This window comes from Comamonas denitrificans, from assembly GCF_017368815.1.
GTDB classification, from domain to species: domain Bacteria; phylum Pseudomonadota; class Gammaproteobacteria; order Burkholderiales; family Burkholderiaceae_C; genus Comamonas; species Comamonas denitrificans.
This window is the reverse complement of the sequence record NZ_JAFNME010000003.1, coordinates 131243-149681: the sequence shown is the minus strand read 5'-3', so window position 1 is coordinate 149681 and position 18439 is coordinate 131243. Positions and strand designations below refer to the sequence as shown.

Genomic DNA, 18439 nt, shown 5'->3' with positions numbered 1-18439 from the left:
TGCATGGACAGCGACCGGTCTATAATCGCGCCCTGACGGGCCTTCCCGCATGGGGAAGCGGCCAACCGGGTCAGGTGGGGAACCAAGCAGCCCTAACCGTGAAACCAGTGCCGGGAGTAAGGCTCGTCACCCTTATTCTTGCAATCAACGCTGCGAACCATTCGGTTGCGCAGCGTTTTTTTATCCCTGCCCTTGCAAATACGCCTGCACCCCTTGGGCCGCCCGCACACCAGTGGCAAAGCAGGCGGTGAGCAAGTAGCCGCCGGTGGGCGCTTCCCAGTCGAGCATTTCGCCCGCGCAAAATACACCGGGCAGGGTTTTGAGCATCAGGCCAGCATCGACGGCATCGCACTGTACACCCCCAGCGCTGCTGATCGCCTCAGCCAAAGGGCGCGGGGCTTGCAAGGCAATCGGCAGGGCTTGCACGGACTGGGCCAGGGCGATCGGGTCGTGCATTTGTTCTTTACTGAGCAGTTCGTAGAGCAGGGCCAGCTTGACACCATCCAGCCCCAAGCGGCTTTTCAAGTGGCTGCTCAAACTGCGTGAGCCACGGGGATGGGCAATGGCCGCCTGGATTTTTTCCGTGCTCCAGCCGGGCAGTAAATTCAGCGCAAACTGGGCTTGCCCCTGCTGCTGTAAAGCATCCCGCAAGCTGGAACCCAGCGCGTAAATCAGGCTGCCCTCCACGCCCGTGGCGGTAATGACGAACTCGCCTTGTCGCTGCAAAACGGCTCCATCGGCTGCGGCAACAGAGATCGCCACATTTTTAAGCGGCGCTCCGGCAAAGCGCTGGGCAAATAAATCCGTCCACCCACGGCCATCGCGCCCTTGCACATCAAAACCACAATTGGCCGGCTGCAGTGGCTGCAGCGCGACACCTTGACCCGCCAGCAAGGCTTGCCAGGTGCCATCCGAGCCCAGCTGCGGCCAACTGCCCCCGCCCAAAGCCAGCACCAAGGCCTTGGCCTGCACGGGCTGCATCCCTTGCGCCGTGGCAAAGCAGGGTTGCCCTGCGTGGTTCCAGCCCTGCCACTGGTGGCGCATGGCAAAGCGCACGCCCAAACTGCGCAGGCGCACCAACCAAGTGCGCAACAATGGTGCCGCCTTCATATCGCTAGGAAACACCCGGCCAGAGCTGCCAACAAAAGTGGCAATGCCCAAATCCTGTGCCCAAGCCCGCAAAGCGCTCGGCCCAAAGTCTTGCAGCAACGGCGCAAGCAAGGCACTGGCGCAGCCATACCGGGCGACAAAATGGGCCAAGTCTTCTGAGTGCGTCAGGTTCATTCCGCCTTTACCGGCGAGCAAAAACTTGCGCCCGGCGGTCGCTTTGCCATCCAGGACGAGCACTTGCCGCCCCTGTTCGGCCAATCGCTGCGCCGCCATCAGACCCGCAGGCCCTGCGCCCACAATGGCCACCTCACACGATAACGTTGGCAAAACAGTGGTCATTCCCCAAACCCATTTCAAAGAAGCAGCAAATCCAAAAAAGGGGCGCAGCATAGCGCCAGCGGCAAGCCCCAGCGCAGGCCTTGCTTTTGCGATAGCACGGCCACTTGCATCAGAGGTCACGCCCAAAGCTCGCCTGCGGATTGATTTCTGTCACAATAAGCCCAATATTTTCTTGCCCGACGTGGTTCGGGTTTGGCCAGTTCAGCAAAGGATGACATTCATGGCAAGCGACCTCATCAAACACATTACCGATGCCAGCTTTGAAGCCGATGTGCTCCAACCCGACAGCACGGTTTTGGTGGATTTTTGGGCCGAATGGTGCGGCCCCTGCAAAATGATCGCCCCAATCTTGGACGAAGTGGCCACGGCCTACCAAGGCAAACTGTCGATCGCCAAGATGAACGTCGATGAAAACCGTGCGATGCCGGCCAAGTTTGGCATTCGCGGCATTCCGACACTGATGCTGTTTAAAAACGGTGAATTGGCTGCCACCAAGGTGGGGGCTTTATCCAAAGCGCAGCTGACCGCCTTTATCGATCAGCAACTGGCATAAAACCCAGCAAAGCCGTTTCTTCTTTTTGGCCCATCTGCTAAAAAACAGGTGGGCCTGTTTATTTCCTGTCATAATTGAGCGCTGTTGCAGCCTGATCCACCGCTGCAGCACCAGCATCCACACCCACATGCGATCGCTGGCATCCCAAGCGGATATTCACCGGCGCTACGCCTCCCCCCTCTCACCTTTTTGCACTCCGCCCAAGGAGTATGTTTCATGCACTTGAATGAACTCAAGGCACTGCATGTGTCTGAAGTGGCCAAACAGGCCGAAGAACTGGGTATTGAAAACATTGGCCGCATGCGCAAGCAAGAGCTGATGTTCGCCATCATCAAAAAACGCGCCAAAGCCGGTGAACAAGTGTTTGCCGACGGGGTACTCGAAATCCTGCCCGATGGTTTTGGCTTTTTGCGCAGCCCCGATACCAACTACACCGCCAGCACAGACGACATCTACATCAGCCCCAGCCAAGTGCGCCGCTTTAGCCTGCACACTGGGGACATGGTTGAAGGCGAAGTGCGCATCCCCAAAGACGGTGAGCGTTACTTTGCCCTGACCAAGCTGGACAAGATCAATGGCAACGCTCCCGAGCACAACAAGCACAAGGTGCTGTTTGAAAACCTCACGCCGCTGTTCCCCAAAGAGCAAATGCGCTTGGAACGCGACATTAAGTCCGAGGAGAACATCACTGGCCGCATCATCGACATCATTGCCCCCATTGGCCGCGGCCAGCGGGCGCTGATTGTCGCTCCGCCCAAGAGCGGCAAGACGGTGATGATGCAGCACATGGCCCATGCCATCACCGCCAACAATCCCGATGTGCACTTGATGGTGCTGCTGGTGGATGAGCGCCCCGAAGAAGTGACCGAAATGCAGCGCACCGTGCGCGGCGAAATCATTGCCTCGACTTTTGACGAGCCAGCCACGCGCCACGTGCACGTCGCTGAAATGGTGATTGAGCGCGCCAAGCGCCTGGTCGAACTGAAAAAAGACGTGGTGGTTTTGCTCGACTCCATCACCCGCCTGGCGCGTGCTTATAACAACGTCGTTCCCAGCTCGGGCAAGGTGCTCTCCGGCGGTGTCGATGCCAATGCTTTGCACCGCCCCAAGCGCTTTTTTGGCGCGGCGCGCAATGTGGAAGAAGGTGGCAGCCTGACCATCATCGCCACCGCACTGATCGACACGGGCAGCCGCATGGACGAGGTGATTTTTGAAGAATTCAAAGGCACCGGCAACAGCGAGCTGCACCTGAGCCGCCGCCTGTACGAAAAGCGCGTCTTTCCGGCCATCGAACTGTCCAAGAGCGGCACCCGCCGCGAGGAGCTGCTGCTGGCCCCCGAAGTGCTGCAAAAAACGCGCATCTTGCGCCAATTCATGTACAACATGGACGAAATCGAATCCATGGAGCTGATGATTAAGAAGATGAAAGAGACAAAAAATAACTCCGAATTCTTCGAAGCCATGCGCCGTGGAGGTTAAAAAACGTCAAGCCTCATTTAGTTTGACTAAACGCTAGCAACACTTCATAGAATCAAGCATAACGTGATGTTAAAGACACGGTTATTCACCAAGGAGCATCTCTTATGCTTGATTTCTTCCGTCGTTTATTGGGCATCAAAAAAAAATCAGCACCCGCTACGGCCAACACCCAAAAAAAATTCGCAGCACTTAACGAAATAGCACCATTAAAAAATGGTGAAAAAAACGATAAAAATAAGAATAGAAAAGCGCAACAAGCTACAAATTCAATAGTAAAAGACACCGACTCTCCCAACGCTTCTTTTGTCTGCCGCGAGCCCGTGCTGGATCGCAAAGAGCGTATTGCCGGCTATATCTTTGATTTGCAAGAGGCACTGCGCTCGCGCCTGCAAGGGCGCGAAGGCATGTTGCACCGCGCGTATGACGATGCGCTTTTGCGCAGCCTGTCGTCTTTAGGAATTGCCAGCTTGCTCGAGCACCGGTTGGCTTTTGTCAATCTGACCCCGGCATCGCTGGACAACCCACTGATTTTGCAACTGCCTCCCCAAAATACGGTGCTCATGCTGCGCCCAGGCAGCAACCCCTTAGAGCCCGAAAAAATTCTCACCCAGCTCAAGGTGCTGGATAAAAATGGTTTTGCCTACGGTTGGGTAATTAGCAAAAAAGACTTGCTCACCCACCAAAAAACCTTGGCCCCGCTGGCACTGCGATCCAACTACATCCAACTGGAAACGGCCAGCTTTGATGGCCGCGAAATTCAAGGCCTGCACAAAGCGCTGACCAGCCGCCGCACGGTGCAGCAAGGCAAACTGCATTTGCTGGCCAATGACCTGGACAGCTTTGACGAATTTAATTTGTGCTTCGAGCGCGGCTTTGATTTTTTTACTGGCAACTTTGTCACCAGCCGGGAAAACTGGCACCCGCCCAAGAGCGATATCAACCGCATGTTGGCCATCAAGCTGCTCAACCTGTTGCGCACCGACGAAGAGCTCAAGGTCATTGCCGACCAAATTACCGCCGACCCGATCATGACGTTCAAGCTGCTGCGCTACTTGAACTCGCCCGCCATTGGCCTGCAAAACCCGATTTTGACGATTGATAAAGCGCTGCTGATTTTGGGCCGAGAGCGCTGCTTCCGCTGGTTATCGCTGCTGCTGTTTGACATCAAGCAGTCCAACTTCCGAGAGCGTTTGCTCACCGAGCAAGCCCTCACCCGCGCCTTCTTTCTGGAAAGCCTGGCGGGGCTGGGCAAAGTCCCTAAAGACAAAGATGCGCTGTTCATTCTGGGCTTGTTTTCCATGCTCGATTTGCTCATGGGCATGCCCATGGCCGAGCTGCTGGAGCAAACCCAGCTGCCCGAAGCTTTGCACCAAGCCCTGCTGGGGCAGTCCAGCGAATTTTTGGCGCCGCTGGAACTGGCCAAAGCCGAGGACAAGCAGCACGCCGAAAAAATCCCGCAATTGGCCGCTGCCTGTGGTGTCAATGCCCTGCAAATTCTGGAGCGCACCATCGAAGCTCTGAGCAAAGCCCACACCACCATGTCTTTGCACGACGGCTAAGAACGTATTGCATGGCCCATGCAGAATTTTGATTTTTATTCATATAATCGCGGGCTTTTCTATGCGGCAAGTATTTTGGGTTATCGAGTTTGGCAAGGGTTGCCAAGCGCCCAGAGCGGCTACCGCACTTGGCTAAAGGAAGATCATGAAAGAAGGCATTCACCCCAATTACCGCGAAGTGCTGTTCGTGGACCTGTCCAACGGTTTCAAATTTGTGACCCGCTCGTGCGTAAACACCAAAGAAACAGAAACCTTTGAAGGCAAAGAGTACCCCCTGTTCAAGCTGGATACTTCGTCTGAATCGCACCCCTTCTACACTGGCACACAAAAATCCGTGGACAACATGGGTGGCCGTGTGGAACGCTTCCGCAACCGCTTTGGCAAAAAATAATTTTTTCCAAGCGTGATGCGCTAAGGCAGCCGGGCATCCTGGCTGCCTTTTTCTTTGGCCCATTCTTCCCCTCATCTTGCTGACCATGTCCCTGCCCACCCCTGCCATCGTTGCACAAAGCGCTGTGCGGCGCATTCCACGCAGCATTCTGTTGGTGCTGTGCGGTGTTTACATCCTGGCAGGGTTTGTCGGGCGCGCGCCTTGGCGCGAGGTGGACATGCAGGCCTTTGCCCTGATGCGGGCCTTGGCCCAGGGGCAGACCCACTGGCTGCAACCCCAATTGGGCCCCTTGCTGCCCAGCGATCCGGGCCTGCTCCAATACTGGCTGGGCGCATGGGCCATCCAGTGGCTGCCCGCAAGCTGGAGCAGCGATTGGATCGCACGCCTGCCTTTTATGGGGCTGCTGGCACTGGCCTTGGCCTGCACATGGAGAGCGGTGTACGGCTTGGCCCGCATGCCCAGCGCCCAGCCCGTCAGCTTTGCTTTTGGCGGTGAAGCCCACCCCAAAGACTACGCCTGCGCCCTGGCCGATGGTGCCCTGCTGGCCCTGCTGGCCTGCCTGGGCTTGGCCCAAATGGGGCATGAAACCAGCCACCGCCTGGTGCAGCTGGCCGCCTTGGCAGCCTTGTTTTACGCCGCCAGCAATCTGCGCTGGCAGCCCTTGCGCGCGGGGTTCGCTGCTTTTCTGGCCCCCCAGGCTTTGGCCCTGGCCGGTGCCCCAGAGCTGGCGATGGCACTGGTCAGTTTGGTCATTGCCGGCCTGGCAGGCATCCAAACACCCAAGCTGCCCCAGCGCTTTACTTGGATGGCCTGGTGGGCCTTGGCGCTGGTATGTACGTTTACCTTGAGCAAGCAGCTCAACCTGTGGCATTGGAGCGCCCCCCTTCAGCGCGATTGGGCCAGTTTGGCGCGTTTGCTGACCTGGTTCAGCTGGCCCGCTTGGCCCTTGGCACTGTGGACGTTGTGGCGCTGGCGGCGGCAATTGGCCCAACCTTTGCAGCAGCCGCACCTGACGATTCCGCTGGGTTTGTGGATTGCCACCTTGGCGGCCATGCTGCTCAATGAGGATCGCGATGGTGCGCTGCTGCTGACGCTACCGGCCATTGCCGCTGTGGCCGCTTTTGCCCTGCCTACGCTGCGCCGCAGCCTGGGGGCGCTCATTGACTGGCTGACACTGATTTTCTTTACGGTCAGCGCCCTGACCATCTGGGTGGTATGGCTATCGGTGCAAACGGGCTGGCCCGCCAAGCCCGCCGCCAACGTGGCCCGCTTGTCCGATGGCTACCAGCCGCCTTTTGAGCCGTTCGCCTTGGCCATGGCCTTGATGGCTAGCGCCGCCTGGTTGCTGCTGGTGGCCTGGCGCACCCGCCGCCACCGCGCGGCCATTTGGAAAAGCCTGGCCCTGCCCGCCGGGGGAACGGTGCTGGGCTGGGTGCTGCTGATGACGCTGTGGCTGCCCATGCTGGACTATGGCCGCAGCTACGCCCCGCACATTGCCCGCCTGCAAAACACCCTGCCAGCCCAACCCGGTTGTGTGCAGACCTGGGGTTTGAGCATTGCCCAAGTGGGTGCTTTGCGCTGGCACACCGACTGGAGCATCGTGCCCACTGCCAGCGCTGCGGCGCAATGCGATTGGCTCATTACCGCCAACCCTGATGAATGGCAGGCCAGCAGCAACGCCTACGCAGCGCAATGGCTGCCGGTGCGCAATGTGCTGCGCCCCACCAACCGGGACGACCAGTGGCTGGTGCTGCAACGGCGCAATCCCTGATCGGCCTTTTTCTATGTCTGATATTTCTGTCATCGCCCGCCATGCCGTGACCGTGCTGGCGGGCCAACTGGCCGTGATGGCCTTTGGCGTGACCGACACCATCGTGGCCGGGCGCTTTTCTGCCGATGCGCTGGCCGCCCTGTCCGTGGCCTCGGCCGTGTTCGTCAGCGTCTATGTCTCGCTCATGGGCGTGCTGCAGGCACTGCTGCCGGTCTGGGCCGAGCAGCACGGGCGCGGCGAGACGGCGGCCATCGGGCAATCGTTTCGCCAGTCGCTGTACCTGGCCGCAGCCGCCAGTGTGCTGGGCATGGGCGTGCTGCTGTTCCCCGAGCCACTGCTGCGCCTGACCGAGGTGCCCGATGCAATGCGCGAAAGCGTGCGCGATTACCTCATCATCGTCGGCTGGGCGCTGCCCTCGGCGCTGTTCTTTCGCCTGTACACCACACTCAACCAAGCGCTGGGCCGCCCGCAGCTGGTCACCTGGATTCAGGTAGGGGCCCTGGTGCTGAAGGTGCCGCTGTCCATCTGGTTTACCTTTGGCGGCTGGGGCATCGCGCCGCAAGGGGCCGCCGGTTGCGCCTGGGCCACGCTGCTGGTCGATTACGCCATCGCCATCGCCGCGGTGGTGCTAATGCGCACCCAGGGGTTTTACCGCCCGCTGCGCCTGTGGCAACGCCTGGAAGCGCCCGACTGGCCGCGCCTGCGCGAGTTTTTGCGCCTGGGCATCCCGGCCGGGCTGGCGATTGGGGTGGAGGTGACCTCGTTCACCCTGGTGGCCCTGTTCGTCGCCCGCCAGGGCACGCTGTCGGCCGCCAGCCACCAGATTGCGGCCAACCTGGCCGCCGTGTGCTACATGCTGCCGCTGTCGCTGGGCATTGCCGTCAGCGCCCGCGCCAGCTGGTGGCGCGGCCAGGGGCAGGAGCTGCGCGCCCAACAGGTCGCATGGCTGGGCGTGCGCCTGGCCCTGGCCTGCGGCATCGTGCTGTGCGCTGCCATGCTGCTCACGCGCCACTGGCTGCCCCAGGTGTATACGGGCGATGCTGCTGTGATGGCCCTCACGGCCTCGCTATTGCTGTGGGTGGCGCTGTACCAGGTGGCGGACAACGTGCAATGTGTGTGCATTTTTGTGCTGCGCAGCTGGCGCGTGACGCTGGCGCCGCTGCTCGTTTACTGCACCTTGCTGTGGGGCGGTGGCCTCGGGGGTGGGTATTGGCTTGCCTACATAAACAGAGCTACTTCCGCTGATTGGCAAAAGATACCAACGCCTTTTTGGGTTGCAACCTCATTATCACTTGCGGTAGTAGCTATTATTTTTGTATTTATTGTTCGGCGAGTGTTTACCGCCCAGCGCCAGGACATCCGCACGCCCCCAGGCACACCGACTGCCGCATAAGAACGTGTTCATGATCTCGAATGAAGGTGTGGGGATGCGATTCGGGATGAGTTGCGAGGCGCAAACCACAGCAATAGCTTGGCTATTGCGAGGATTTGCAACGACGCAGACCGCCCGAAGCCGCGCCCGCACACCCATGAGAAGATCGTAAACACGTTCTAAACGGCAACACAGGTGCTTGCAGCACCGCGCTGTCACACCGTTGTCACATAGCCTTTCCACACTGGGCGGTTGATTCGCACCCCCCTTTGGACTTTGATAATAGGATCGATACCCCCATGGCCCCTGAATCCCTGCTGGCCGCCGTAGACCTGGGCTCAAACAGCTTTCGGCTGGAAATTGGCCGCATCGGCTCGCACCAGCGCATCGAGCGCGTGGAATACCTCAAAGAAATGGTGCGCCTGGGCGGCGGCCTGAACGCCCAAAACGCACTGACGCGCGAGGCCATGGAGCGCGGCTGGGCCTGCCTGGCACGGTTTGGCGAGCGGCTGACCGGCTTTGCCCCGGCCCAGGTCTGCGCCGTGGCCACGCAAACCCTGCGCGAAGCACGCAACCGGGCCGAATTCATCGAGCGCGGCAGCGAGCTGCTGGGCTTTCCCATCACCATCATCCCAGGCGAGGAAGAAGCCCGGCTGATCTACCGGGGCGTGGCCAGCGTCCTTGCGCCCAGTCAGCAGCGCCGGTTGGTGATCGACATTGGCGGGCGTTCCACCGAAATCACCCTTGGCCAGCACAGCCAGGCGCTGCAATGCGCATCGTTTCCGCTGGGCAGCGTGTCGTGGAGCGGCCTGTTCTTTGCCGATGGGGTGCTGGACAAAGCCCGCTTTGCGGCAGCCATCTCGGCGGCGCAAAGCACACTGGCCGCGGCCAGCACAGACTATCCCAGCACCGCCTGGGATTGCGCCTACGCCTCATCGGGCACGGCCCATGCGCTGGGGGATATCCTCACCGCCCTGGGGATGGATGGCCACGTTATCACCCCACACAAGCTGTACCACCTGAAAACGCTGCTGCTGCAAGCGGGCCACATTGACCAGCTGCGCCTGCCGGCCCTCAAGGAAGAGCGCCGCCCGGTGCTGGCCGGCGGCATCAGCGTCATGCTGGCCGTGGTGGAGCAGCTGAACATTACCGAGCTGGAAGTCACCCACGGTGCCCTGCGCCAAGGCCTGCTGCACGATCTGCTGGAGCATGAGCCGCCCGCGGACAAAGAGGCTGCCGAAATCCTCGCCCTGCAACAAGACTTTGGCATCGACACCGCCCAGGCCGAGCGCGTTCACCACGTTGCCACCACCCTGTGGGCCAGCCTGTGCCCTGCCGAGGCGGGCGATACCGCCCACGATGCCCTGCGCATCGCCGCCTTGCTGCACGAGGTGGGCATGTGCGTGGCCTTGAACGACTACCACCACCACGGGGCCTACATCCTGCGGCACTGCGCCCACGCCACCTGGAGCGATGCCCTGCGCCAACGCATCAGCCAACTGGTGCTGGGCCACCAGGGCAAGCTGCGCAAGCTGGATGCGGCCATTGCCGTCCCCGAACTGGCCCTGCCCCTGATGGCGCTGCGCCTGGCCACCCAGCTGTGCCATGCCCGGCGTACCCCCGAGCTGAGCGGCCTAACGCTCAGTTACGACAGCAAAAACACTGCCTGCCAATTGCAAATCACCCACGCCTGGGCCAGCGCCTACCCCCAGTCGGCCCGCCTGCTGGAGCAAGAAGTTTTGGCCTGGAGCAAGACCCCCTGGAGCCTGCAATTACAGCGTTTGCCATGACCCACTGAAATCGTCAAGGTCCCACTGATTTTCTTGCGGCGCACAGGGATTTACTGCCTAATCAACGCACGATTTAACTAGGAGTCGAGTTATGCATTTCACACGACGGCAATGGATCGGAGCGGGCGCAGCTGGCATGTTTGGTGCCATGGCGTATGGCCTCAAACTCTCCCCCATCGCACAGGCGCTGGCCGCCACCGAATTGGATGCCAACGCACAGTTGGCGGCCTTAAAGTCCTTCAGCGGCGTGGTGCCCCACGCCACCCACTACGGCCCCTTGCTGGCCACCGTCGAAAAAGGCCGTATCGTCAAGATCGAGGCCCAGGCCAGCGACAAAATGCCCACGGCCATGCTGACCGAAGGTGTGCTGGACCGCACGTACGACAAAACCCGCGTTGTTGGCGCCATGGTGCGCAAGTCCTACCTGGAGTGGGAACAAAATGGGCGCAAAGGCAGCAACAAGCCCGAGCTGCGCGGCAAGGATGAGTGGGTACAAGTGAGCTGGGACACGGCCCTGGGCCTGACGGCCAAGGCCATCTTGGACACCATCGAAAAATACGGCAACGAAGGCTGCTTCTCCAGCTCCTATGGCGGCTGGTCGCACGCGGGCATCTTCCGCCCCAACGTGCTGCAGGGGCGCTTTTTCAACCTGCTGGGCGGCTCCTCCGTCACCACGGGCGACTACTCTGCGGGCGCGGGGCAGATTCTTTTGCCCATGGTGATTGGCGACATGGAGGTGTACTCGCCCCAAACCGCCTGGGAGCAGCTGCGCGACAACACCGAGCTGGTGGTGTTCATCGGCTGCGACCCCGACAAGAACAACCGCATTGAGTACACGGTGTGCGACCACGAGATGTACTCGGGCTGGGATGCCATCAAACAGGCCGGCTGCCAGTTCATCTCGATCAACCCGCAGGTGACCACTACCGACGAAAAAATGGGCTCGGAATGGGTGCGCATCGTCCCCAACACCGACACGGCGCTGTTCATGGCCATGGGCTACCACCTGCTCAGCCAAAACAAACACAACCAGGCCTTCATCGACAAGTACACCGTGGGCTTTGACAAGTACCGCGCCCACTTGGAAGGCAAGGACGGCAGCGCCCCCAAAACCCCCGAGTGGGCCGAAAAAATCACTGGCATTCCCGCCGCCAAGATCCGCGCGCTGGCTGAGTTGATGGCCTCCAAGCGCACCCAGCTGTGCGCCTCCTGGGCCATTCAGCGGGCCCACCATGGCGAGATGCCGTACTGGGCCATCGTCAATTTTGCCTGCATCCTGGGCAACATCGGCCTGCCCGGCCAGGGCGTGGGCTTTAGCTGGCACTACGGCGGCGGTGGCACCGCGCAATCGGGGGGCACCGCGCCCACGGGTATGTCGCAAGGGCGCAACCCGGTCAAGAAGATCTGCCCGGCCTCACGCATCAGCGAGATGTTGCTCAACCCCGGCAAAGAGTTCACCTACAACGGCAGCACCTACACCTTCCCGCAGGTCAAGCTGATCTACAACGCGGGCAACAACGTGTTCTCGCACCAGCAAGACCTCAACGAGCTGGCACGTGCCATGCACAACGTGGACACCGTCATCTGCCACGAACCCTGGTGGAACGGCTCGGCGCGCTGGGCCGACATCGTGCTGGGTGCCACCACCACGTTAGAGCGCAACGACATCAGCTCAGCAGGCACCTACAGCATCGACAAGGTGTATGCAATGAAGCAAGTCGTCGCGCCGCAGCACGATGCGCTGGATGATTTTGAAATCTTCCGCCGCCTGGCTGAGCTGTTTGGGGTGGAATATGCCTTCACCGAGGGCAAGACCCCCATGGACTACGTCAAAGATGCCTACGCGGCCAGCACTGCCTCCAAACACACCCCGTTCGAGAAGTTCTGGGCCGATGGCATGGCACGCATTCCTGTGCCGCCCGAGGCACACAAGTGGGTGCGCCATGGCGACTTTCGCGCCGACCCCGAAAAGAACCCGCTGCACACCCACAGCGGCAAGATCGAGATGTATTCCACCACCATCGCCAAGATGGACATCCCCGATATGCCCCCCATGCCTACCTGGCAAGAGCCAGGCGAGTACCTGGGCAACGCCAAAAAGGGCCAGGTGCATGTGGTCAGCCCCCACCCCTACTGGCGGCTGCACTCGCAGCTGAACAACTCTGAAAAACTGCGCAAGCGCTACACCGTGCAAACGCGCGAGCCGCTGACCATCAGCGTGCAGGATGCCAAGGCCAACGGCATTCGTGATGGCGATCTGGTCGAGCTGCACAACGCACGGGGCGCGTTGGTGGTCGGGGCACGGGTGTCCGACAAGATCATGCCCGGCGTGGTCAGCCTGTACGAAGGGGCCTGGCCGCAGCTGGACAGCAAGGGGCGCTGCAACAATGGCCTGGTCAATTTCCTGACCTCCAGCCGTGGCTCCAGCGGTCTGACGCAGGCCACCACCGCCAACACCTGCATCGCCTCCATCCGCAAATGCACCGATGCCGATCCGGGCGGCACCAAAGCCTTTGACCCGCCCAAGATCACCAAGAGCGACATCAAGTTTGACGATGCGTTTTTTCAGCTCGATCGCGCCTCTGTGCTGCGGGAAAAAGCCACCGCATCCTTGTCGCCAGCGGAAAAAATCTACTACCAGCGCTGCTCGGTGTGCCACGGCCCACGCGACCCAGGCCAATTCACCGAAAAGCAATGGCTGGGCATCACCCCCAGCATGTTCCAGCGGGCCGGCCTGAATGACGATGAACAGAAAATGGTGCTCGATTTCCTACTGGAAAATGCCAAGCATTGATCCGCATGCATAGGCTCTAAAGATTGACCACAACAAAAAGCCCGGGGCATCCACCCCGGGCTTTTTATGTGCTGGCTGCCTCAGCCTTAGGCCGCGCCACCGTAGTTTTTCATCAGCATATTCTGTGCGCCAAAGCCTGCGCTGGGGCGCATCGGGGGCTGGTAACGGCCATCGCTTTGCAGCTGCCAGGCATTGCGGTCATCGTGCAGGTAGTCGGCCAGGCATTCGTCGATGATGCGCTGGCGCAGTTTGCGATGGTGCACCGGCCAAGCCAACTCGACACGGCGCAGCATGTTGCGGTGCATCCAGTCGGCGCTGGACAGGTACACCTCCTCGTGCGTGCCCCAGGCAAAATAAAAAACCCGGGTGTGCTCCAAAAAGCGACCAATCACCGAGCGCACGCGGATATTCTCTGTGCGGCCCGGCACCTGCGCAGGCAACATGCAAGCGCCGCGCACGATCAGGTCAATCTGCACACCCAGGGCACCCGCATCAATCAGGGCGGCAATCAACACCTCATCGGTCAGCGCATTCATCTTCAGCACAATCCGGGCATCCTTGCCCTTGGCGGCTGCGCTGGCGGCCTGGCCAATCCGCTCCAGCATGTGGCTGTGCAGGTGAAAAGGGGCCATCACCAACTGTTGCAAGGTAGGCAAGCGGTTGTGGCTGGAAAGGTGGCGGAACACCGCATCCATGTCTTCGGTGATGGCGGCATCGCAGGTCAAATGACTCAGGTCGGTATAAAGCCGGGCGCTGCGGGCGTTGTAGTTGCCGGTGGACAGGTGGCCATAGCGCTGCAGCTGGCCGGTGCGCTTGTCGCGGCGGGTGATAAGCAGCATTTTGGCGTGCGTCTTCAAGCCCACCACGCCGTACACCACCTGCACGCCCAGCGACTCGAGCTTTTCGGCCCAATTGATGTTGGCCTCTTCGTCAAAACGGGCCTTGAGCTCCAGCACGGCCAGCACCTCCTTGCCCCGGCCCACGGCCTCGGCCAGCAGGCGCATGATTTCAGAGTCGGAACCGGTGCGGTAAATGGTCTGCTTGATGGCCAGCACCTGCGGGTCGTTCACCGCCTCGCGCAGCAGCTCCAGCACGGCATCAAAATCCTCGAACGGCTGGTGAATCAGCACATCGCCCTTGCGCATCTGCTCCATCACCGAGCGCCCCGCCACCAGCTGGCGCGGCCAGGCCGGCTTCCAAGGGGAGAACAGCAGGGCCGGATCGTCCACCAAATCAATCAACTGCATCTGGCGCACCAGATTGACCGGGCCTTTGACGCGAAACAGCGCCTGCTGCGGCAGTCCATGCTGCTGCAGCAGCACATTGGCCAAGACCGCCGAGCACGAGGCCGATACCTCCAGGCGCACGGCCTGCCCGTAGTGGCGGTGGTGCAAACCCTGGCGCAAGGCCATGCGCAGGTTGATCACATCCTCCTCATCGACCGCCAAATCCGAGTTGCGCGTCACGCGAAACTGGGAAAACTCCGTCACCTCCCGGCCCGGAAACAATTCGGCCAAATGCGCCCGCACGATGCTGGAGATGCTGACAAACAGCCGCTGTTTGCCCGCAATTTTCTGCGGCATGGGAATCAGGCGCGGCAAGGCGCGCGGCACCTTCACAATGGCCACTTCATTGGCGCGGCCAAAGGCATCCACACCATCGAGGCGCACGATGAAATTCAGCGCCTTGTTCGCCACCTGGGGGAAAGGGTGGGACGGATCCAACCCCACCGGCACCAGCAGGGGTTGCACCTCGCGCAGAAAGTATTCATGCACCCAGCGGCGCTGGGCGGCATTGCGCTCACCGTGCGAAATCAAACGGATGCCGTGGGTGTGAAAGGCCGGAATCAGCGCCTGGTTATAGATGTGGTATTGGTGCGCCACCAGCGCCTGCGCCTTGTCCATCAGCGCCGCAAAGCGGGTGCGGGTGTAACTGTCGCGCTCTTCGCCAGTCTGGGCCACCGCAACATGCGGGGCGCTGCGCACCTCAAACCACTCATCCAGGTTGGACGAGACGATGCACAGGTAACGCAGACGTTCCAGCAGGGGCACATCCTTGCGCTCAGCCCAGCTCAGCACCCGTTCGTTGAAGGCCAGAATGCTCAAATCGCGGTCCAGCAGCGGCAGTGCTGGCCCCATGCCCACTTGCGGCGCAGGCACCGCGTGCGCCAATTCAGCGGCCAGGGCAATGGCTTCTTGCGCCTGGGCGTGCGGATCAGGCCCCGCCAGCACAATGGCATTGGCATCCACAGCCAGCAACACCGGCGCAGGGGGTGCGCCATTGGCGCTGGCAGCAGCGGGGGTGACAACCTCAGGGTGAGCGTCCAGAGAAAGCATTTGCGTCATACAAGGTCAGCAGCAGTGGTTACAAGCCTGCCAGTCTGCCGACGCTGTGTGACAAATGCGTGACGTTGAAAAACAAATATTTATAAAAAATATAGCTGCATCCGCTTTTAAATAAATGATTTAAAGATTTTTTATTCTAAAAATCATTGATTTAAAAGCGGATGCAGCAATACTATTGATATCAGCTCTCAAGCTTTCCCTGAACCCGCCGCGCCGGGAAATGCACGGTAAAGGTGCTGCCTTGGCCCAGCTGGCTGTCAATGTGCAGCTGCGCCCCGTGGCGTTGCAAGGCGTGTTTGACGATGGCCAGGCCCAGGCCGGTGCCACCGGTTTCGCGCGAGCGGCTGCGGTCGATGCGGTAGAAGCGCTCGGTCAGCCGCGCCAGGTGGTCCGGGGCAATGCCGGGGCCACTGTCGCGCACTTGCAGGCAGGCGCTGCCATCGGGCTGAGGCTGCCACAGCACTTGCACCCGCCCGCCTGCGGGGGTGTAGCGCAGGGCGTTGGTGATGAGGTTGGAGAAGGCGCTGACCAGCTCGACCGGTGCGCCCAGCAGTTGCTGGTCCATGCCGGGGGCATGGGCGGGCGGAAATTCCAACTGGTGTGCGCTTTGACCGCCCTGGCCCAGCAGCGCCGACAGGGCGCGGGCCTCGACCTCGCATTGCTCCAGAATGTCTGCCACCGCCATCCCTTGGTCGTACCCCGGCAAAGGGCTGCCTTCCAGGCGCGAGAGGGTGAGCAAATCCTGCACCAGATGGTGCATGCGCTGCGCTTGCTGGCCCATGAGGTGCAGGTAGCGCTGGCGCTGCTCGGCTGGCAGCTCCAGGGTTTGCAGGGTTTCGACAAAACCGATCAGCACCGTCAGCGGGGTGCGAATTTCGTGCGAGACGTTGGCCACAAATTCGCGGCGCATGGCCTCGGCCTGCTCCAGTGCGGTGACATCCTGGGCCAGCAGCAAATGCTTGCCTTTGCCGTAAGGAAAAACGCGTACCGACAGGCGTGCGCCCTGGCTGCCGTCCATGCTCAGTGACTCAGAGAAATCATGCGCTTGCCAATACGCCAGCAGGGCCGGATCGCGCACCAAGTACCCCAGTTTTTGGCCCAGGTCGCGCGGGTCTTGCAGGCCAAAGTGGGTTTGCGCCATGCGGTTGCACCACTCGATCTGGCCCTGCTCGTCCAGCAAAATCACCCCATTGGGGCTGGCATGAAAGGCATGCAGCACGCCTTGCACACGCACCTCGGCGGCCTGCACAGATTTTTCTTTGGCCTGCAGCCAGCGCCGGGCCGAGGACCCCAGCACCGCCCACAGCCCCCGCAGCGGCGGCAGATTGGCCACGCTGCCCGATTGCAGCCAGCGCCGCAGTTTGTGGGCCTGCCAGCAATCGGCCCACAGCCACAGCCAACTGCCCAACAGCACGGCCACCAGGGCACCGGGCCACCCGGCCAGCCAGCCGCCCAAGCTGCCAGCGGCTGCCTGCGCCAGCAGCAACAGCAGCCAGCGCTGCCACAGCACGCCCATCACAGATCGGCGCTCAGGCGGTAGCCCGCCCCGCGCACCGTTTGCAACATGGCACCGCCGCCGCCACCACTGCCCAACGCTTGGCGCAGGCGTTTGATGTGAACGTCCACCGTGCGCTCTTCGACATACACATCATCGCCCCAGACCTGGTCCAGCAACTGGCTGCGGCTGTGTACGCGCTCGGGGTGGCGCATGAAGTGGCTGAGCAATTTGAACTCCATGGGCCCCAGCTTGAGCACCTCGCCCTGGTAGCTGACCTGGTGGGTGGCACCATCCATCCGCAGCTGCCCCACCTGCAGCACCTGCCCCAGGCTGAGCGGGTCGCGCCGGCGCAGCACGGCGCGGATGCGCGCCAGCAGCTCTTGCACCGAAAAGGGCTTGGTAATGTAGTCATCAGCCCCCGCATCCAGACCGGCGATTTTGTCCGGCTCATCGCTGCGGGCCGTGAGCATCAGAATGGGCACTTGCTTGGTGCGCGGCTGGCTGCGCCAATGCCGGGCCAGCTCCAGGCCACTTTTACCGCCAGGCAGCATCCAGTCCAGCACGATCAAGTCGGGCACGCACGCGTCCAGCGCTGTTTGGGCCTTGGGGCCGTCTTCGGCGCACACGGGGGTAAAACCATGGTGGCGCAGGTTGATGGCAATCAGTTCAGCGATCGCAGGTTCATCCTCCACGATCAATACCTGGGGCAGCTTCTTCATGGGCGGGGGGGTGTTTGCAGCATGGACACAATCTGCTCCACGCTTTGGTGGCGCACGTCTTTGCCCTCGACCAGGTAAATCACCTGCTCGGCGATATTTTTGCTGTGGTCGCCAATGCGCTCGATGGCCTTGGCCATAAACAGCAAATCCAAGCTGGCAGAGATTTTGCGCGGGTCTTCCATCATGTGCGTGATGAGCGTGCGCACAAAGCTGTCGAACTCGGTATCAATCCGATCGTCCTCTTTCAAAATGCTCAGCGCTGCGCCGGTGTCCAGTCGGGCAAATGCATCCAGCGTTTTGCGCAGCAGCTCCGAGGCCATTTCTGCCGCCACGCGCAAATCCCCAAAGGGCAAAGCCCGCAGCGCCGTACCGCTGTCAATGATCGATTGCACCATGCGGGCCATTTTGTGGGCCTCATCGCCCATGCGCTCCAGGTTGGCCGTGGCTTTGGAGAAGGCAATCAGCAGGCGCAAGTCCCGCGCCGTGGGCTGACGCCGCGCGATGATGGTGGACAGGTCATGGTCAATCTCCACTTCCAGCGCATTCACGCGCTTTTCGGTAGCCACCACTTGATTGACGGCCTCGGTGCTGAAGCTGGTCAAAGCCTGCACGGCGGTGCGCAGCTGCGCTTCGACCAGCCCGCCCAGTTCCATGACGCGGGCCGAGACGCGGTTGAGTTCGGCATCAAATTGGCTGGAAAGGTGTTTTTCTGTCATAGC

At 60.9% G+C, this 18439-nt stretch carries 13 protein-coding genes and 1 other RNA gene; 9 read left to right on the top strand and 5 right to left on the bottom strand.

All coding sequences use genetic code 11. The features are described 5' to 3' along the window. The first annotated feature begins 34 nt into the window (after positions 1-34). Positions 35-131, top strand: an RNA gene (gene ffs, locus J1777_RS02425) — signal recognition particle sRNA small type. Between the two features lie 49 nt (positions 132-180). Here ffs and J1777_RS02420 read toward each other — a convergent pair. After that, complete coding sequence (locus J1777_RS02420; protein WP_207574242.1) at positions 181-1449, bottom strand: TIGR03862 family flavoprotein; 1269 nt, start codon at positions 1447-1449, stop codon at positions 181-183. Between the two features lie 220 nt (positions 1450-1669). On the opposite strand from J1777_RS02420, the gene trxA reads away from it, so the two are divergent. The 8 genes from trxA (at position 1670) to J1777_RS02380 (ending at position 13158) form a co-directional block, all read left to right on the top strand. Beyond that, positions 1670-2002, top strand: coding sequence for a thioredoxin TrxA (trxA, locus tag J1777_RS02415; RefSeq protein WP_207574241.1), 333 nt, complete (start codon positions 1670-1672; stop codon positions 2000-2002). A 216-nt stretch (positions 2003-2218) separates the two neighbouring features. Continuing rightward, on the top strand, positions 2219-3481 hold the full coding sequence (gene rho, locus J1777_RS02410; protein ID WP_207574240.1) for a transcription termination factor Rho: 1263 nt from the start codon (positions 2219-2221) through the stop codon (positions 3479-3481). A 320-nt stretch (positions 3482-3801) separates the two neighbouring features. Beyond that, the gene (locus tag J1777_RS02405; RefSeq protein ID WP_207574239.1) at positions 3802-5040 is read left to right on the top strand and encodes an HDOD domain-containing protein; all 1239 of its coding nucleotides are present in this window, start codon (positions 3802-3804) and stop codon (positions 5038-5040) included. A 145-nt stretch (positions 5041-5185) separates the two neighbouring features. Continuing rightward, positions 5186-5431 (top strand): type B 50S ribosomal protein L31, encoded by a 246-nt coding sequence (locus tag J1777_RS02400; RefSeq protein WP_054257309.1) that lies wholly within the window; start codon positions 5186-5188, stop codon positions 5429-5431. An 85-nt stretch (positions 5432-5516) separates the two neighbouring features. Next, positions 5517-7202 carry a hypothetical protein gene (locus J1777_RS02395; protein ID WP_207574238.1) on the top strand — a complete coding sequence of 562 codons (1686 nt, stop codon included), beginning with the start codon at positions 5517-5519 and terminating at the stop codon, positions 7200-7202. A 13-nt stretch (positions 7203-7215) separates the two neighbouring features. Further along, entirely contained in the window at positions 7216-8595 is a 1380-nt protein-coding gene (locus J1777_RS02390; protein ID WP_207574237.1) for an MATE family efflux transporter, read from the top strand. 278 nt (positions 8596-8873) lie between these two features. Then, positions 8874-10364, top strand: a complete 1491-nt coding sequence (locus J1777_RS02385) for a Ppx/GppA phosphatase family protein (protein WP_207574236.1) — start codon at positions 8874-8876, stop codon at positions 10362-10364. 91 nt (positions 10365-10455) lie between these two features. Continuing rightward, positions 10456-13158 carry a molybdopterin-dependent oxidoreductase gene (locus tag J1777_RS02380; protein ID WP_207574235.1) on the top strand — a complete coding sequence of 901 codons (2703 nt, stop codon included), beginning with the start codon at positions 10456-10458 and terminating at the stop codon, positions 13156-13158. Between the two features lie 86 nt (positions 13159-13244). Here J1777_RS02380 and ppk1 read toward each other — a convergent pair whose 3' ends face one another. From ppk1 to phoU, 4 genes are all read right to left on the bottom strand, one after another. Further along, the gene (gene ppk1 / locus J1777_RS02375; protein ID WP_242700346.1) at positions 13245-15296 is read right to left on the bottom strand and encodes a polyphosphate kinase 1; all 2052 of its coding nucleotides are present in this window, start codon (positions 15294-15296) and stop codon (positions 13245-13247) included. A gap of 388 nt (positions 15297-15684) precedes the next feature. Further along, the gene (phoR, locus tag J1777_RS02370) at positions 15685-17019 is read right to left on the bottom strand and encodes a phosphate regulon sensor histidine kinase PhoR (protein ID WP_242700337.1); all 1335 of its coding nucleotides are present in this window, start codon (positions 17017-17019) and stop codon (positions 15685-15687) included. Continuing rightward, the gene (gene phoB / locus J1777_RS02365; RefSeq protein ID WP_207574234.1) at positions 17019-17720 is read right to left on the bottom strand and encodes a phosphate regulon transcriptional regulator PhoB; all 702 of its coding nucleotides are present in this window, start codon (positions 17718-17720) and stop codon (positions 17019-17021) included. Before phoB ends, phoR begins: the two co-directional genes overlap by 1 nt. Next, a complete protein-coding gene (gene phoU / locus J1777_RS02360) occupies positions 17717-18436 on the bottom strand; it encodes a phosphate signaling complex protein PhoU (protein ID WP_207574233.1) in 720 nt (239 codons plus the stop codon). Before phoU ends, phoB begins: the two co-directional genes overlap by 4 nt. Positions 18437-18439 lie beyond the last annotated feature (3 nt).

Bases quoted from the DNA above. Each gene is read 5' to 3' on its own strand.
- J1777_RS02420 (WP_207574242.1), bottom strand. From the start codon at position 1,449: ATGACCACTGTTTTGCCAACGTTATCGTGTGAGGTGGCCATTGTGGGC.
- trxA (WP_207574241.1), top strand. From the start codon at position 1,670: ATGGCAAGCGACCTCATCAAACACATTACCGATGCCAGCTTTGAAGCC.
- rho (WP_207574240.1), top strand. From the start codon at position 2,219: ATGCACTTGAATGAACTCAAGGCACTGCATGTGTCTGAAGTGGCCAAA.
- J1777_RS02400 (WP_054257309.1), top strand. From the start codon at position 5,186: ATGAAAGAAGGCATTCACCCCAATTACCGCGAAGTGCTGTTCGTGGAC.
- J1777_RS02395 (WP_207574238.1), top strand. From the start codon at position 5,517: ATGTCCCTGCCCACCCCTGCCATCGTTGCACAAAGCGCTGTGCGGCGC.
- J1777_RS02390 (WP_207574237.1), top strand. From the start codon at position 7,216: ATGTCTGATATTTCTGTCATCGCCCGCCATGCCGTGACCGTGCTGGCG.
- J1777_RS02385 (WP_207574236.1), top strand. From the start codon at position 8,874: ATGGCCCCTGAATCCCTGCTGGCCGCCGTAGACCTGGGCTCAAACAGC.
- J1777_RS02380 (WP_207574235.1), top strand. From the start codon at position 10,456: ATGCATTTCACACGACGGCAATGGATCGGAGCGGGCGCAGCTGGCATG.
- ppk1 (WP_242700346.1), bottom strand. From the start codon at position 15,296: ATGGGGCCAGCACTGCCGCTGCTGGACCGCGATTTGAGCATTCTGGCC.
- phoR (WP_242700337.1), bottom strand. From the start codon at position 17,019: ATGGGCGTGCTGTGGCAGCGCTGGCTGCTGTTGCTGCTGGCGCAGGCA.
- phoB (WP_207574234.1), bottom strand. From the start codon at position 17,720: ATGAAGAAGCTGCCCCAGGTATTGATCGTGGAGGATGAACCTGCGATC.
- phoU (WP_207574233.1), bottom strand. From the start codon at position 18,436: ATGACAGAAAAACACCTTTCCAGCCAATTTGATGCCGAACTCAACCGC.